This is a genomic window from Micromonospora sp. CA-111912 (assembly GCF_050948415.1).
Lineage (GTDB): Bacteria > Actinomycetota > Actinomycetes > Mycobacteriales > Micromonosporaceae > Micromonospora.
This window is the reverse complement of the sequence record NZ_CP192007.1, coordinates 982,328-994,966: the sequence shown is the minus strand read 5'-3', so window position 1 is coordinate 994,966 and position 12,639 is coordinate 982,328. Positions and strand designations below refer to the sequence as shown.

General features: G+C 72.5%; 13 protein-coding genes. 8 read left to right on the top strand and 5 right to left on the bottom strand.

Going from position 1 to position 12,639, the window contains the following annotated elements:
• Positions 1-166 precede the first annotated feature (166 nt).
• Positions 167-1,078, top strand: coding sequence for a cyclase family protein (locus ACQPZO_RS04705; protein WP_433347352.1), 912 nt, complete (start codon positions 167-169; stop codon positions 1,076-1,078).
• 112 nt (positions 1,079-1,190) lie between these two features.
• Here the strand turns inward: ACQPZO_RS04705 and ACQPZO_RS04700 are convergent, their stop codons facing one another.
• Entirely contained in the window at positions 1,191-1,499 is a 309-nt protein-coding gene (locus tag ACQPZO_RS04700; RefSeq protein WP_433347350.1) for a hypothetical protein, read from the bottom strand.
• Positions 1,500-1,704: 205 nt separating this feature from the next.
• Between ACQPZO_RS04700 and ACQPZO_RS04695 the strand changes: the two genes are divergently transcribed.
• The 5 genes from ACQPZO_RS04695 to ACQPZO_RS04675 all read left to right on the top strand — a co-directional run bounded on the left by ACQPZO_RS04695 (position 1,705) and on the right by ACQPZO_RS04675 (position 7,636).
• A complete protein-coding gene (locus tag ACQPZO_RS04695; RefSeq protein ID WP_433347348.1) occupies positions 1,705-1,929 on the top strand; it encodes a GntR family transcriptional regulator in 225 nt (74 codons plus the stop codon).
• Positions 1,930-2,129: 200 nt separating this feature from the next.
• Positions 2,130-3,182, top strand: a complete 1,053-nt coding sequence (locus tag ACQPZO_RS04690; RefSeq protein WP_433347346.1) for a hypothetical protein — start codon at positions 2,130-2,132, stop codon at positions 3,180-3,182.
• Positions 3,183-3,311: 129 nt separating this feature from the next.
• On the top strand, positions 3,312-6,098 hold the full coding sequence (gene ppc, locus ACQPZO_RS04685) for a phosphoenolpyruvate carboxylase (protein ID WP_433347344.1): 2,787 nt from the start codon (positions 3,312-3,314) through the stop codon (positions 6,096-6,098).
• Positions 6,099-6,274: 176 nt separating this feature from the next.
• Complete coding sequence (locus ACQPZO_RS04680; protein WP_433347342.1) at positions 6,275-6,496, top strand: hypothetical protein; 222 nt, start codon at positions 6,275-6,277, stop codon at positions 6,494-6,496.
• Between the two features lie 78 nt (positions 6,497-6,574).
• A complete protein-coding gene (locus ACQPZO_RS04675) occupies positions 6,575-7,636 on the top strand; it encodes a LacI family DNA-binding transcriptional regulator (protein WP_433347340.1) in 1,062 nt (353 codons plus the stop codon).
• 55 nt (positions 7,637-7,691) lie between these two features.
• On the opposite strand, the gene ACQPZO_RS04670 is transcribed toward ACQPZO_RS04675, so the two are convergent.
• The gene (locus ACQPZO_RS04670) at positions 7,692-8,468 is read right to left on the bottom strand and encodes a hypothetical protein (protein WP_433347338.1); all 777 of its coding nucleotides are present in this window, start codon (positions 8,466-8,468) and stop codon (positions 7,692-7,694) included.
• A 54-nt stretch (positions 8,469-8,522) separates the two neighbouring features.
• Here ACQPZO_RS04670 and ACQPZO_RS04665 point away from each other — a divergent pair, with 54 nt between their 5' ends.
• Positions 8,523-9,701, top strand: a complete 1,179-nt coding sequence (locus ACQPZO_RS04665; protein WP_433347336.1) for a DNA recombination protein RmuC — start codon at positions 8,523-8,525, stop codon at positions 9,699-9,701.
• A 13-nt stretch (positions 9,702-9,714) separates the two neighbouring features.
• Here the strand turns inward: ACQPZO_RS04665 and ACQPZO_RS04660 are convergent, their stop codons facing one another.
• Positions 9,715-10,077 (bottom strand): winged helix-turn-helix transcriptional regulator, encoded by a 363-nt coding sequence (locus tag ACQPZO_RS04660; RefSeq protein WP_433347334.1) that lies wholly within the window; start codon positions 10,075-10,077, stop codon positions 9,715-9,717.
• A gap of 89 nt (positions 10,078-10,166) precedes the next feature.
• On the opposite strand from ACQPZO_RS04660, the gene ACQPZO_RS04655 reads away from it, so the two are divergent.
• Positions 10,167-10,832, top strand: coding sequence for an NADPH-dependent F420 reductase (locus ACQPZO_RS04655; protein ID WP_433347332.1), 666 nt, complete (start codon positions 10,167-10,169; stop codon positions 10,830-10,832).
• A 109-nt stretch (positions 10,833-10,941) separates the two neighbouring features.
• Here the strand turns inward: ACQPZO_RS04655 and ACQPZO_RS04650 are convergent, their stop codons facing one another.
• Both ACQPZO_RS04650 and ACQPZO_RS04645 read right to left on the bottom strand, forming a co-directional pair.
• Complete coding sequence (locus ACQPZO_RS04650; RefSeq protein WP_433347330.1) at positions 10,942-11,376, bottom strand: hypothetical protein; 435 nt, start codon at positions 11,374-11,376, stop codon at positions 10,942-10,944.
• A 181-nt stretch (positions 11,377-11,557) separates the two neighbouring features.
• On the bottom strand, positions 11,558-12,550 hold the full coding sequence (locus ACQPZO_RS04645) for a 4-hydroxy-3-methylbut-2-enyl diphosphate reductase (RefSeq protein WP_433347328.1): 993 nt from the start codon (positions 12,548-12,550) through the stop codon (positions 11,558-11,560).
• Positions 12,551-12,639 lie beyond the last annotated feature (89 nt).

Genomic DNA, 12,639 nt, shown 5'->3' with positions numbered 1-12,639 from the left:
GGGCGGGGCGGGCGGGGCGGGCGGGCGGGGCAAGATCGTGCTCGATCCGGGAAAGTAGTGGGATCCTGCTGCGGGTGAGGCCACTATTTCCGTGATCAAGCACGGTCTTGGCCCTTTCCGAGAACAATCTTGACCGGCGGGCCTGGGGCGTGGTCGAGTCCGAGGCATGACGGGACAGTGGCGGGCGCGGTTCGACGCGGAGGTGACCTTCGGCAATGGCGGGAGCCTGCGGACGGAGGGGTTCCGGCTCGACATCCCGGGGCGGGACATCGACGACGATGAGCTGGCCGCGCTGTTCGTCCGGCACCTCGGGCTGCTCATGGTGGCCAAGGTGCGGATCCGAGAGAAGCAGGTCGTCGAGGAGCCGCACCGGGGCGGCCGGGGGACCGCCGGCCCGGCGCCGGGGGATCGGCGGCTGGTCGAACTGAGCCACGTGATCAGCGACGGCATGACCACGCTGCCCGGCTGGCCGACGCCCCGGATCACCGAGTGGCTGACCCGGGAGGCGTCCCGGGCGAACTACGCCCAGGGCACGGAGTTCCAGGTCGGCCGGATCGACATGATCGCCAACACCGGCACGTACCTGGACACGCCCGCGCACCGGTGGGCCGACGGCCCCGATCTCACCGGCATCCCGCTGGACCGCCTCGCCGACCTGCCGGGGATCGTGGTCCGGGTGCCCGCCGGCACCCGGGCGGTGGACCACCTGCTGCTCGCCCCGTACGAGGTGGCGGGGCGGGCGGTGCTGCTGGACACCGGCTGGTCCGCGCACTTCGGCACCGACCGGTACGCGTCCCCGGACGCGCCGTATCTGACCGGGGACGGCGCGGCGTGGCTGGTCGAGGCGGGGGCGGCCCTCGTCGGCATCGACTCGATCAACATCGACGACATGAGCCCGGCAGCTCGGGGTGAGCGCCCGGCGCACAGTGGCCTGCTGGCGGCCGGGATCCCGATCGTGGAGCACCTGACCGGTTTGGAGGCGCTGCCCCCGACCGGCTTCCGGTTCACCGCCGCGCCGCCGAGGGTGGCTGGGATGGGCACCTTCCCAGTACGCGCGTTCGCCGTCCTCGACGGCTGACCACCACCCGCTTCCGAAATCAGCGACAAATCCCGCACATCGAGGTCTCCCGCCGCGCAGCCACCTCGATGTCACGCATCCTGAGTTGACCTTGCCGCTGTCGAGCCGGCCGTCAGGCAGCCCGCATCGCGCCGGAACCGAGACCCGCCAGCAACCGCCGGGAGATGCGGGCGAGCGCACGCGACTGCGCCTGGTCGATCGGCCAGCGCTCGACGTGCTCGCCGGCGGAGAGTTCGATCAGCAGACCGGACGGCGGGGTGGGGCCGACGTCCATCCGCCACAGGCCGAGTCGCACCTGGAACACCTCGTCGCCGCGGACCGCCGCGTCGATCAGGTGGGACAGGTGCAGCCCACCCGACACGGCGCAATCGGCGCCGTGAAGACACCAGGACGGGTGGAGATGGTTCGGTAGGTTGCTCATGGGCCGGGCTCCTTCCCGGTCAAGGCCCGGGGAGCGGAGTGTCACCTCCACCCCGGGCCGCCCTTGTTGAGGATGCCCACCCGGTTGCGAGCCAGGGCGAGCAACAGCAGTCTAGCGCCAGGTGTCGACATTGTCGACACTGTCGCCGTTATAGACGCTGTCGACTTCTGGTGATCTACTTGGACCTGCGAGCCAGGGAGACATCATGAACACACCGAAATACGAGCAGGTCGCCTCGGCGATCCGCGAGCAGATCCGGACCGGCCTCCTCAAGCCGGGTGACCAGATTCCGACCACTCAGGGCCTGATCGAGCAGTACTCGGTCTCTTACGGATCGGTCCGGACCGCCCTACTCATCCTCAAGGCCGAAGGACTCATCGAAGGCCGGCAGGGTGAGGGGGTCTTCGTGCGGGAACGGAACGGTCGGTAGCGGACCGCGACGCGGCGCTGCACGGAGTCGACGACGGGCGACCCGGTCTCCGGGTCGGGGCTTCGGCGGATAGCTCAGCGACTCCATGATCAGACGTTACCGGCGGACCCAACCGCTTTTCGGCCCCCGCCCCCGCCACCGCCCCGGCATGGCCCGGCGAAACGCCCCAAGCCGGGATAATCGCCCCCTAGGCTGACCACGTGGACGAGGAGCCGGACATCCCGGTGCGCGACTGGCTGCCCCGCGCCGCCGCCCTGCTGGTCGGCACGCTGGCGCTGGCCGCCGCGTTCATCGCCGCGTACGTGGGCGCGCTGCACCAGCCCACGCCCCGCGACCTGCCGGTCGGGGTGGTCGTCGGCGACCAGCACGCCGAGGCCGTCATGGCCGCCGTGCGCGGCCGGACCGACACGATCGAGCCCGTCGAGTACGGCGACGCCGGGGCTGCCGACGACGGGCTGACCGCCCGCGAGGTGTACGCGGTGCTCACCTCCACGCCCGAGGGCGGGCTGCGCCTGGCCACCGCCAGCGCCTCCGCGCCGGCCGCCACCGAGGTGGTCGAGCAGGTGCTCGGCCAGACCGCCCGGGAGGCGAACCTGCCGCTCCAGGTCACCGACGAGGTACCGGTCACTCCGAACGACCCGCGCGGCCTCGTCCCGTTCTACCTCGCGGTCGGCTACGTGCTGGGCGGCTACCTCGCCTCCACCGCCCTGGGCCTGAAGACCGGCACCGCGCCCCGGAGCCTCGCCCGCGCCGGGCTGCGAATCGCCGCCCTCGCCGCGTACGCGGTGGTGCTCGGCGTGGTGGGCGCGCTGATCGTCGGGCCCGGGCTGGACGTGTGGGACCACGACGTGCCGGCGGTCGCCGCGGTCGGGGCGTTGGCCGTCTTCGCCGCCGCGATGGTCGCCGCCGCGGTGCAGGGCTGGCTCGGGCTGCTCGGCACCGGCCTCGTCATCCTGCTGCTGGTGGTGCTCGGCAACCCCGGCTCCGGCGGCGTCTACGCACCGGAGTTCCTGCCCACCTGGCTGCGCGGGATGCACCTCTGGAACGTGCCCGGGCTGACCACCGACCTGATCAAGTCGGCGGTCTACTTCGACCGCCGTTCGATGACATGGCCGGTGGGCGGGCTGGTGCTCTGGGCGGCGCTCGGCGTCGTGGGATTGCTCACGGCCACGCTGGTACGCGGCCGGCGCGGCACCGCCCGACGGCCGACCACCACCGCCCCCGCCAGCACGGATACCCGATCCGCAGAGTGAGGGCAGCGGCGGCAGCCAGGCGTCGCAGGGAAGGGCCGAGCAGGACCCCTTCCGTCCCGAAGGGTCGGCGCGGATACGATCCAGGAAGTCGGACAGCGCTGTCCTTCGTTCTCACGTAAGGAGCGCATCGTGACCGATCAGTACGACCACGACGGCCCCGACGCCGCACTGCGGGCCGACATCCGCCGCCTCGGCACGCTGCTCGGGCAGACCCTCGCCCGGCAGGAGGGCCGCCCGCTGCTCGACCTGGTCGAGGAGATTCGGGCCCTGGTCCGCTCCGACGTCCCCACCGCCGCGCAGCGCCTCGGCGGGCTGGACGTGACCACCGGCACCAAGCTGGCCCGAGCCTTCTCCACCTACTTCCACCTGGCCAACATCACCGAGCAGGTGCACCGGGCCCGGGACCTGCGCCGCCGCCGGGCGGTGCAGGGCGGCTGGCTCGACCAGGCGGCCAAGATGATCGCCGAGCGCGGGGTGCCGGCCGAGGAGATCGCGGCGGCGGCCCGCCGGCTCGCGGTCCGGCCGGTGTTCACCGCCCACCCGACCGAGGCGGCCCGCCGGTCGATCCTGTCGAAGCTTCGGGCGATCGCCGACGAGTTGGACGCCGAGACGGCCAACGCGATCCTCTACGGGGCCAGCGACGAGGGGCCGGCGAACCGACGCCTCGCCGAACTGCTGGACCTGATGTGGCAGACCGACGAGCTGCGGCTGGACCGGCCGGACCCGACCGACGAGGCCCGCAACGCCATCTACTACCTGCGCGACCTGTACGCCGAGGCCGCCCCGCAGGTGCTCGACGACCTCGCCGACACGCTGCGCACCCTCGGGGTGGAGACCGCGCCGACGTCCCGGCCGCTGACCTTCGGCACCTGGATCGGCGGCGACCGGGACGGCAACCCGTTCGTCACCCCGGCGGTCACCCGGGAGGTCCTGCAGATCCAGCACGAGCACGGCATCGCGGCCACCGAGGCGGCGATGGAGCACCTGATCAAAGAGGTGTCCGTCTCCCGCCGGCTGCGCGGGGTGTCGCTGGACCTCTCCGCCAGCCTCGCCGCCGACCTGGACGCGCTGCCCGAGGTGGCGGCCCGGTTCCGCCGGGTCAACGCCGAGGAGCCGTACCGGCTGAAGGCCCGGTGTGTGAAGGCGAAGCTGGCCAACACCCGGGAGCGGTTGCGCCGGGGCACCCCGCACGTGCCGGGCCGGGACTACCGGGGCTCGGCCGGGCTGATCTCCGACCTGGAGCTGCTGCGCGCCTCGCTGGCCCGCAACTCCGGCCAGCTCACCGCCGTCGGCCACCTCGCCTCCACCATCCGCACGGTGTCCGCGTTCGGGATGCACCTGGCGACCATGGACGTGCGGGAGCACGCCGAGAAGCACCACGAGGTGCTCACCCAGCTCTACGCGGCCGTCGGCGAGGTGTCCGACTACCCGTCGCTGAGCCGCCTGGAGCGGACCAAGCTCCTCGCCGACGAGCTGACCGGCCGCCGGCCGCTGTCGACGCTCGACACCCCGCTGACCGAGAGCGCCCGCAAGACGTTCGACGTGTTCGGCACGATCCGCGAGGCGCAGGACCGGTTCGGCTCCGAGGTCATCGAGTCGTACATCATCTCGATGACCCTCGGCGTGGACGACGTCCTCGCGGCGGTGGTGCTGGCCCGCGAGGCCGGGCTGGTCGACGTGCACAGCGGCCGGGCCCGGATCGGCATCGTGCCGCTGCTGGAGACCCCGGCGGAGCTGGACTCCGGCGGCGAGCTGCTGGACGAGTTGCTGTCGCTGCCCGCGTACCGGGCACTGGTGGCAGCCCGGGGCGACGTGCAGGAGGTGATGCTGGGCTACTCCGACTCGAACAAGGAGGCCGGCATCACCACCAGCCAGTGGTCGATCCACCGGGCCCAACGGGCGCTGCGCGACGTGGCCGCCCAGCACGGGGTGCACCTGCGGCTGTTCCACGGCCGGGGCGGCACCGTCGGGCGCGGCGGCGGCCCCACCCACGACGCGATCCTGGCCCAGCCGTACGGCACCCTGGACGGCGCGATCAAGGTGACCGAGCAGGGCGAGGTCATCTCCGACAAGTACACCCTGCCGGCGCTGGCCCGGGAGAACCTGGAGCTGACCGTGGCCGCGGTGCTCCAGGCGACCCTGCTGCACACCGCGCCCCGGCAGCCCGCCGAGATGCTGGAACGCTGGGACGCGTCGATGGACGTGGTCTCCCACGCGGCGTTCCGGTCGTACCGGTCGCTGGTGGAGGACCCGGACCTGCCGGAGTACTTCTGGGCGTCCACCCCGACCGAGCTGCTGGGCGCGCTGAACATCGGCTCCCGCCCGGCGAAGCGGCCCAACACCGGTGCCGGCCTGGCCGGGCTGCGGGCCATCCCGTGGGTGTTCGGCTGGACCCAGACCCGGCAGATCGTGCCCGGCTGGTTCGGGGTGGGTTCTGGGCTGGCGGCGGCGCGCGAGGCCGGCCTGGGGGACGTGCTCGCCGAGATGCACCGCAACTGGCACTTCTTCCGGACGTTCCTGTCGAACGTCGAGATGATGCTGACCAAGACCGACCTGAGCATCGCCCGCCGGTACGTCGAGACCCTGGTGCCCAAGAAGCTGCACCCGATCTTCAACAAGATCGAGCAGGAGTACGAGCTGACCAAGCAGGAGGTGCTGGCGATCACCTCCTCACCGGCCCTGCTGGAGAACTCGCCGGTGCTCCAGCGCACCCTCGCGGTGCGGGACACCTACCTGGAGCCGCTGCACCACCTCCAGGTGGCGCTGCTGCGGCAGTACCGGGACTCGGGCGCGGCCGGCCGGGCCGTGGCCACCGCCCCGGGCGGCCGGCGCGCCCCCAACGACGGGACGGCCCTGGAACGCGCCCTGCTGACCACGGTCAACGGCATCGCCGCCGGCATGCGCAACACCGGCTGAGGCACAAGAAAGGGGCCCCTGCTGACGCGTTCCGCGCAGCAGGGGCCCCTTTTCAGCACCCTGGCGCGTCGCCCGGCGGGGCCACCCGCCGCGACGGCTGGATCGACTTTCTTGACCGGTATAGTAGAGCGGGATACTGTACCGGTACAGAAAGCGTGATGCCCGGAGGAGAGACCATGGAGTTGCCCGCAGCCTTCGTACTGGCCACCAGCGCCGTCGAGCACGAGTTCAACAGCGCCCGACCCGATGCGCCGGTCGTGCCCTTCGAGGAGCGCCCCCACCGCGTCCAGCAGTTCCGTTACCTCGTCGCCGGCGGGCTGCGGCGTGCCGCGACCGTCATCGCCCCCTCCAACACTCCGGCTGGACCCTCCCGCGTCGGCCGGCAACTGCACTGCTGACGTAGATTTGGCTCGGTGGTACGGTCAGCCGCCGGAGCAGCCCGACGGCGGGCCGGAAGTGGGCGTGCAGGCGGTGACATGGCAGACCGGGTGACGTTGCAGACGATCGCCGATCGGGTCGGCGTCAGCCGCATGACGGTCTCGAACGCCTTCTCCAAGCCCGATCAGCTCTCCCCCTCACTGCGCGCCCAGATCCTCGCCGCCGCCGAAGAGGTCGGCTATGTCGGACCGGACCCGGCTGCGCGGGCGCTCGCCAAGGGCAGAACTGGTGCCGTCGGAATCGTCCTGACCTGGTCGCTGAACTTCGCCTTCACGGATCTCGTGGCCACGCGCTTCCTCGGCGCGATCGCCGAGGAACTCGCACCCACCGGGCTGGCGCTCACCCTACTGACCTCCTCCGACCACGGGGAGATCATCCCGGCGCGGGACGTGCCCATGGACGGCGCTGTCGTGTACTCGTGTGATCCCGTCTCGGCAGCGGTGGAGTACCTCACCCGCCGACGCCTACCACTGGTCTACGTCGATCAGGACCCGGTGCCGAGCGTCTCCAGCGTCAACGTCGACGACCGCTCCGGCGCTCGGGCCGCCGCAGAGCATCTCGTGAAGCTCGGTCACCGCCGGGTCGGTCTGCTCCTGTCCGGCCTGCACGGCCCGCACGGACTCATCGACCTCGCAACCGTCGGCGTCGACGGACACGCCTCCCGCGAACGCCTGCGAGGCTGGCTCGACACGCTGGACGCGGCAGGCATCACCCCTGTCGTGGCGCGGCAGGAAGGCGCCGACCTCCGCCAGGCGAAGGCCGGTGCCCGCCTGCTGCTGGACCGAACCGACCGGCCGACCGCCGTCCTGTGCTTCTCCGACGCCGTCGCGTACGGCGTGCTCGAGGCCGCCGCCGAGCTTGGCATCGCCGTACCGGAGCAGCTCTCGGTGGTGGGTTTCGACGACAACTCGCTCGCCGCGCAGTTGCGACCCGCACTCACCACTGTGCGACAGGACATCAGCGCCAAGGGCCGGGCTGCCGCGGCAGCGCTGACCGCGGCGATCTCGGCCAAGCGAGCGGGACAGCGCAGCAACCCGGAACACGTCGTGCTGCCCACGGAGCTTGTCGTGCGGGCAAGCACCGGACCGCCGCCTCGCTGATCAGCCCCGCGACCGAGCCGTCAGCCGCCGCGGTGGCCCGGACCGCACCCGACGATCACCAGTCTCCGCCGCCGAAGTCACCGCCCCCGAAGTCGCCCCCGCCGAAGTCACCGCCCCCGAAGTCACCGCCGCCGACGTCGCCGGCCTGGTCGCCGCCGAAGCCCTCCTGGCCGCCGGCCTCGGCACCGAAACCCTCCTGGCCGCCGGCCTCGGCGCCGTACCCCGGGTCGGCGAACGCCGGGGAGAAGAGCGCGTCGGCGATCAGCATGCCGCCGAGCACCCCGGCGCCCGCGCCGAGCGCGGTCTTCCACCACGGCGTCGAGTACCAGCCGGCCGGTACCGGCCGCCCCTGCATCCGGCCGCCCGGGTAGTAGTAGGGCGTGGTTCGCCCGGGCTGCGGACCGGCTCGGAAGGTCTGCCCCTGCACGTTGACCTCGCGCTCCCGGGTGAGCTGGCCGGCACCCTGCGCGGAGGCCAGCGGCGGCAGCTCGGGGCCGGGGTCGATGCCCAGCGCGATCCGGGCCGCCCGGGCGTACGCCAGCCCTTCCAGGGCGGTCTCCCGCGCCAGCCGGTACTGGTGGACCGTGCGGGCCTGCTCGAGCTGGCCGCCCGCCGCGTTGTACCGCTCGCCGGCGTCGACCAGGGCCTGCCGCACCGCCGGGTCGTCGCCGTGCAGGTTCATCACCTGGCCACCGAGGCGTTCGTACCAGCGCTGGGCGTCGGCGCGCGCGTCGGCCAGGCTGCGGGCCAACCGGGCCGCGCTCTCCCGGCGCCACCAGAGGAGACCGCCGACGAGCAGCGCCGCGAGGATGACCACGAGCAGAAATTCCATGCTCTCGAACGTACCCGGCGTCGTCACCTCGTACGCGTTTGGCAAGCTCTGGTGATGAGCTTCTCGACGCTGGCCGTGGTGGTGTTGTGTCTCACCGCCGGCTGCGCGCTGGGCTGGTTCGCCGCCCGCTCCCGGGCAGCGGCCGACATCGCCCGGCTGGAGGCCACCCTCGCCGCGACCCGGGAGGGCGAGGGGCGGCTGGAGCAGTCGATGCGGGCGCTCAGCTACGAGGCGACCGCCCAGTCCCAGGAGGCGGTGGCCCGGGCGGTCGCGCCGCTGCACGACACCCTCCGGCGCTACGAGCAGCGGGTCGCCGACCTGGAGCACGTCCGGGTCGACGCGTACGCCGAACTGCGCGAGCAGGTCCGCGCGATGAACACCGTCTCCGGCGAGCTGCGTACCGAGACCAAACAGCTCGTGGCGGCGTTGCGTGCGCCCCAGGTGCGGGGCCGCTGGGGCGAGCACCAGCTCCGCCGGATCGTCGAGGCCGCCGGGATGCTGGAGCACTGCGACTTCAACGAGCAGGTCACCGCCGCCACCGACCACCAAGGGGTACGCCCCGACCTGGTGGTCCGGCTGCACGGTGGACGCACCGTGGTGGTGGACGCGAAGGCGCCCTTCGACGCGTACCTGACCGCGATGGAGGCACGCGACGAACGGGGCCGGAACACCCAGCTCGACGCGCACGCGAAACACCTGCGGGCGCACGTCGACGCGCTGGCCGCGAAGTCCTACTGGGCGGCGTTCGACTCGACCCCCGAGTTCGTGGTGCTGTTCGTGCCGGCCGACCCGTTCCTGGATGTGGCGTTGCAGCGCGACCCGACGCTGCTGGAGCACGCGTTCGCCCGCGACGTGGTGCTGGCGACGCCGGCCACCCTGGTGGCGCTGCTGCGTACGGTGGCGTACTCGTGGCGGCAGGAGTCGCTGGCCCGCAACGCGGTCGCGGTGCACTCGCTGGCCCGCGAGCTGTACGGCCGGCTGTCCACCCTGGGCGACCACGTCGGCAAGCTCGGCGCGTCGCTGGGCGGGGCGGTGACGGCGTACAACCGGGCGGTCGGCTCGCTGGAGGCACGGGTGCTGGTCAGCGCCCGCAAGCTCGCCGAGCTGGGCGTGTCTGACCAGGAGCTGGCCGTCCCCGCGCAGGTCGAGGTGGCCCCCCGCCAGCCGCAGGCGCCGGAGCTGGCGGAGCCGACCTCGGCAGTGGCCGACCGGCACCGGGCGACGGAGCGTTAGCTGTCGCGGATCGTCACGTTGTTGACGGTTCGAGGAGTTCCGCCTGGTGCGCCGCGGCCCACTGGGCCAGTTGCGCGAGTGGGCCGTTGGCGAACGACTCACCCAGGGGCGACAGCTGATAGACGACGCCGCGACGCCCCGGTGCCCGTTCGGCGTTGCCCCGTCGGGTGATCAGCCCCCGCGCTCGCAGCCGTTGCAGCGCCTGCGTCAGGACCTTGTCGCTGATGCCCGCGATGCGTTCCAACAGGTCGTTGCGCCTCGTGGGGCCGGCGCGCAGTGCCGACAGGACGACGGGATCCCACGCGTGGTTGATCAGTTCGACTGCCGTGCGGACGTGACAGTCCGACACGAATGTCTGGCAGGTCCCGTCGATCATCCTCCCAGTGTCGCAGCGATCTCCTACCAGGTGGTAGGAGCCGCCGTCCTAGCGTTCTCCGGGTCATCCCTCGAATCAAGGAGATCACCGTGAACGTGGGAATCCTGGGAACCGGCAACCTCGCCACGACGCTCGGCCGAGCATGGGCGGCGGCTGGGCACACGATCGTGGTCACGGGGCGCAGTTCGGGAAACGCCAGCCGGGCCGCCGGCCAGATCGGCGACGCGGCTGAGGCTGTCGGACCCGCCGACTTCGCAGCACGGGTCGACGTGGTCGTTGTCGCCGTCGCATGGGAGGGCCTGGAGGAAGCACTCTCCCTCGTCGGCGGGGCCGACGGCTCCCTGAGCGGCATGACGGTGATCGACTGCACCAACGCCGTCGACTACGCCACCGGGCAGCTGAAGCCGACGTCGGGTTCGGCCGCGGAGCTCGTCGCTCGCCTCGCGCGGGGCGCGCACGTGGTGAAGGCACTCCACCTGTTCGCCGGAGCGTCCTGGCCCTACGCGGGACCGCAGGACTCGGCACCGGTCGTGGCGATCTGCGGCGACCAGCCCGACGCGCTGGAACGCGCCGCAGCGCTCACCGCAGACCTTGGCGGACGGACTGCGGTGATCGGTGGGCTGACCAGTGCGCGCCAACTGGAGGAGGCCGCGGGATTCGTCATGCGTGTCGTGGCAGCGGGGTCGAACCCCAGGTTCGCCGTCCCCGATGTGGATCCGGCGTCCCTCAACGCGGGATCGGCCACGGCCGACTGACCATCGGGGCGAATCGTCCTGGTCCGCGTTGACCTCCGGCGTCACCGGCAGCCCGGCCCGCGTCGGGCGGGGACGGGCTGCCGGGTCGTCCCGGTCGGGCGGGGACGGGTCAGCCGCGGCGGGCGGACTCGACGACGAACGGGATGCCCTGCTGGCAGGTGGTCATCATGTCGGGCTTGGCCTGGCCGGTGACCGTGACCTTCGTGCCGGGTGTGAGCACGTCGGCGGGGCCTCCGACGAGCTGGTGGCCGTCCAGCATCCGGCAGCCGGGCTCCACCCCGGCCTCGACGGTGCCCGTCAGCGTGGTCGCGCCGGGGCCCGGCGGGAGGCTCGGCCCCTGCGGGGTCTTGGTGGGCCTCGACGGGGGCGGCACGGCGGTGGTCGGGTCGGCCGGGTCCGCCGGGCCGGTGCTGGTCGCGTCGGTCATCGGCGATCCTCCCGAGGGGCTGGGGGCGGGCGTGCCGTCACCGGCCCCCTGGCCGCCGCAGGCGCTCAGCGCGGCGCAGACGACCAGGGCGGCGAGGGCCATCCGAGGAGTCTTCATACTTGTTTGGACGCGCCCGGACGACGATCCGTTCCGATGCAGGGGCCACGGTTCGCCGCCGAGGGCGACGAACCAGCACCGTACCGGACGGGTGAACCGCCGGGGCAGGCCCGACCGCCAGGCGCGACGGCCGCCGGTTGGCCGTCGGGCGCGACGCCGTCGGGCGCCGGACGGACGGCCATCAGGCCCGGGTGGCCGCCGCGGCGGCCTTCATGTCCCGCTTGAGCTCCTGGGGCAGGGAGAAGATCAGCCGCTCGTTGGCGGTCACCACCTCGTCCACGTCGGTGAAGCCCCGCTCGGCGAGGTGCGCCAGCACCTCCTGGACCAACTCGTCGGGGACGCTCGCGCCCGAGGTCAGCCCCACGGTGCGGGCCTCGGTCAGCCAGGCGTCGTCGATCTCGTGCGCGAAGTCGACCAGGTGGCCGGCGCGGGCGCCGGCGTCCAGGGCGACCTCGACCAGCCGGACCGAGTTCGACGAGTTGCGCGAACCGACGACCAGCACCACGTCGCACTCGGGGGCGATCTCCTTGACCACGTGCTGCCGGTTGGAGGTGGCGTAGCAGATGTCGTCGCTGGGCGGCGACTGGAGCAGTGGTAGCCGGGACTTGAGCCGGGCCACGGTCTCCAGGGTCTCGTCGACCGACAGCGTGGTCTGGGAGAGCCAGACCACCTTGCTCGGGTCGCGGACGGTGACCTTGTCGGCGTCGTCGGGGCCGTCGACGAGCTGGATGTGCGCGGGGGCCTCGCCGGCGGTGCCGACGACCTCCTCGTGCCCCTCATGGCCGATCAGCAGGATGTCGTAGTCCTCGGCCGCGAACCGCTTCGCCTCCTGGTGGACCTTGGTCACCAGCGGGCAGGTCGCGTCGATCGCCTTGAGTGAGCGGACCTTCGCCTGCTCGTAGACCTCGGGGGCGACGCCGTGCGCGGAGAAGATCACGGTGGCACCCTCCGGCACCTCCTCGTTCTCCTCCACGAAGATCGCGCCCTGGTCCTCCAGCGTGCGTACCACGTGCTTGTTGTGCACGATCTGCTTGCGCACGTAGATCGGGGCGCCGTAGAGCTTCAACGCCTCCTCGACGGTCTGCACCGCCCGGTCGACGCCCGCGCAGTAGCCGCGGGGCTTGGCCAGGAGCACGCGCTTGCCGGTCTGGGGGGTCGCCTGAGCCTCGGTCACCCGCCCATCCTACGTGCCGCCCCCGAGCCGGACGGCCGCTGCGATCCCCGCCACAGCCCCCGCCGACCGCCGGGCTGGTCCCCAGCCGT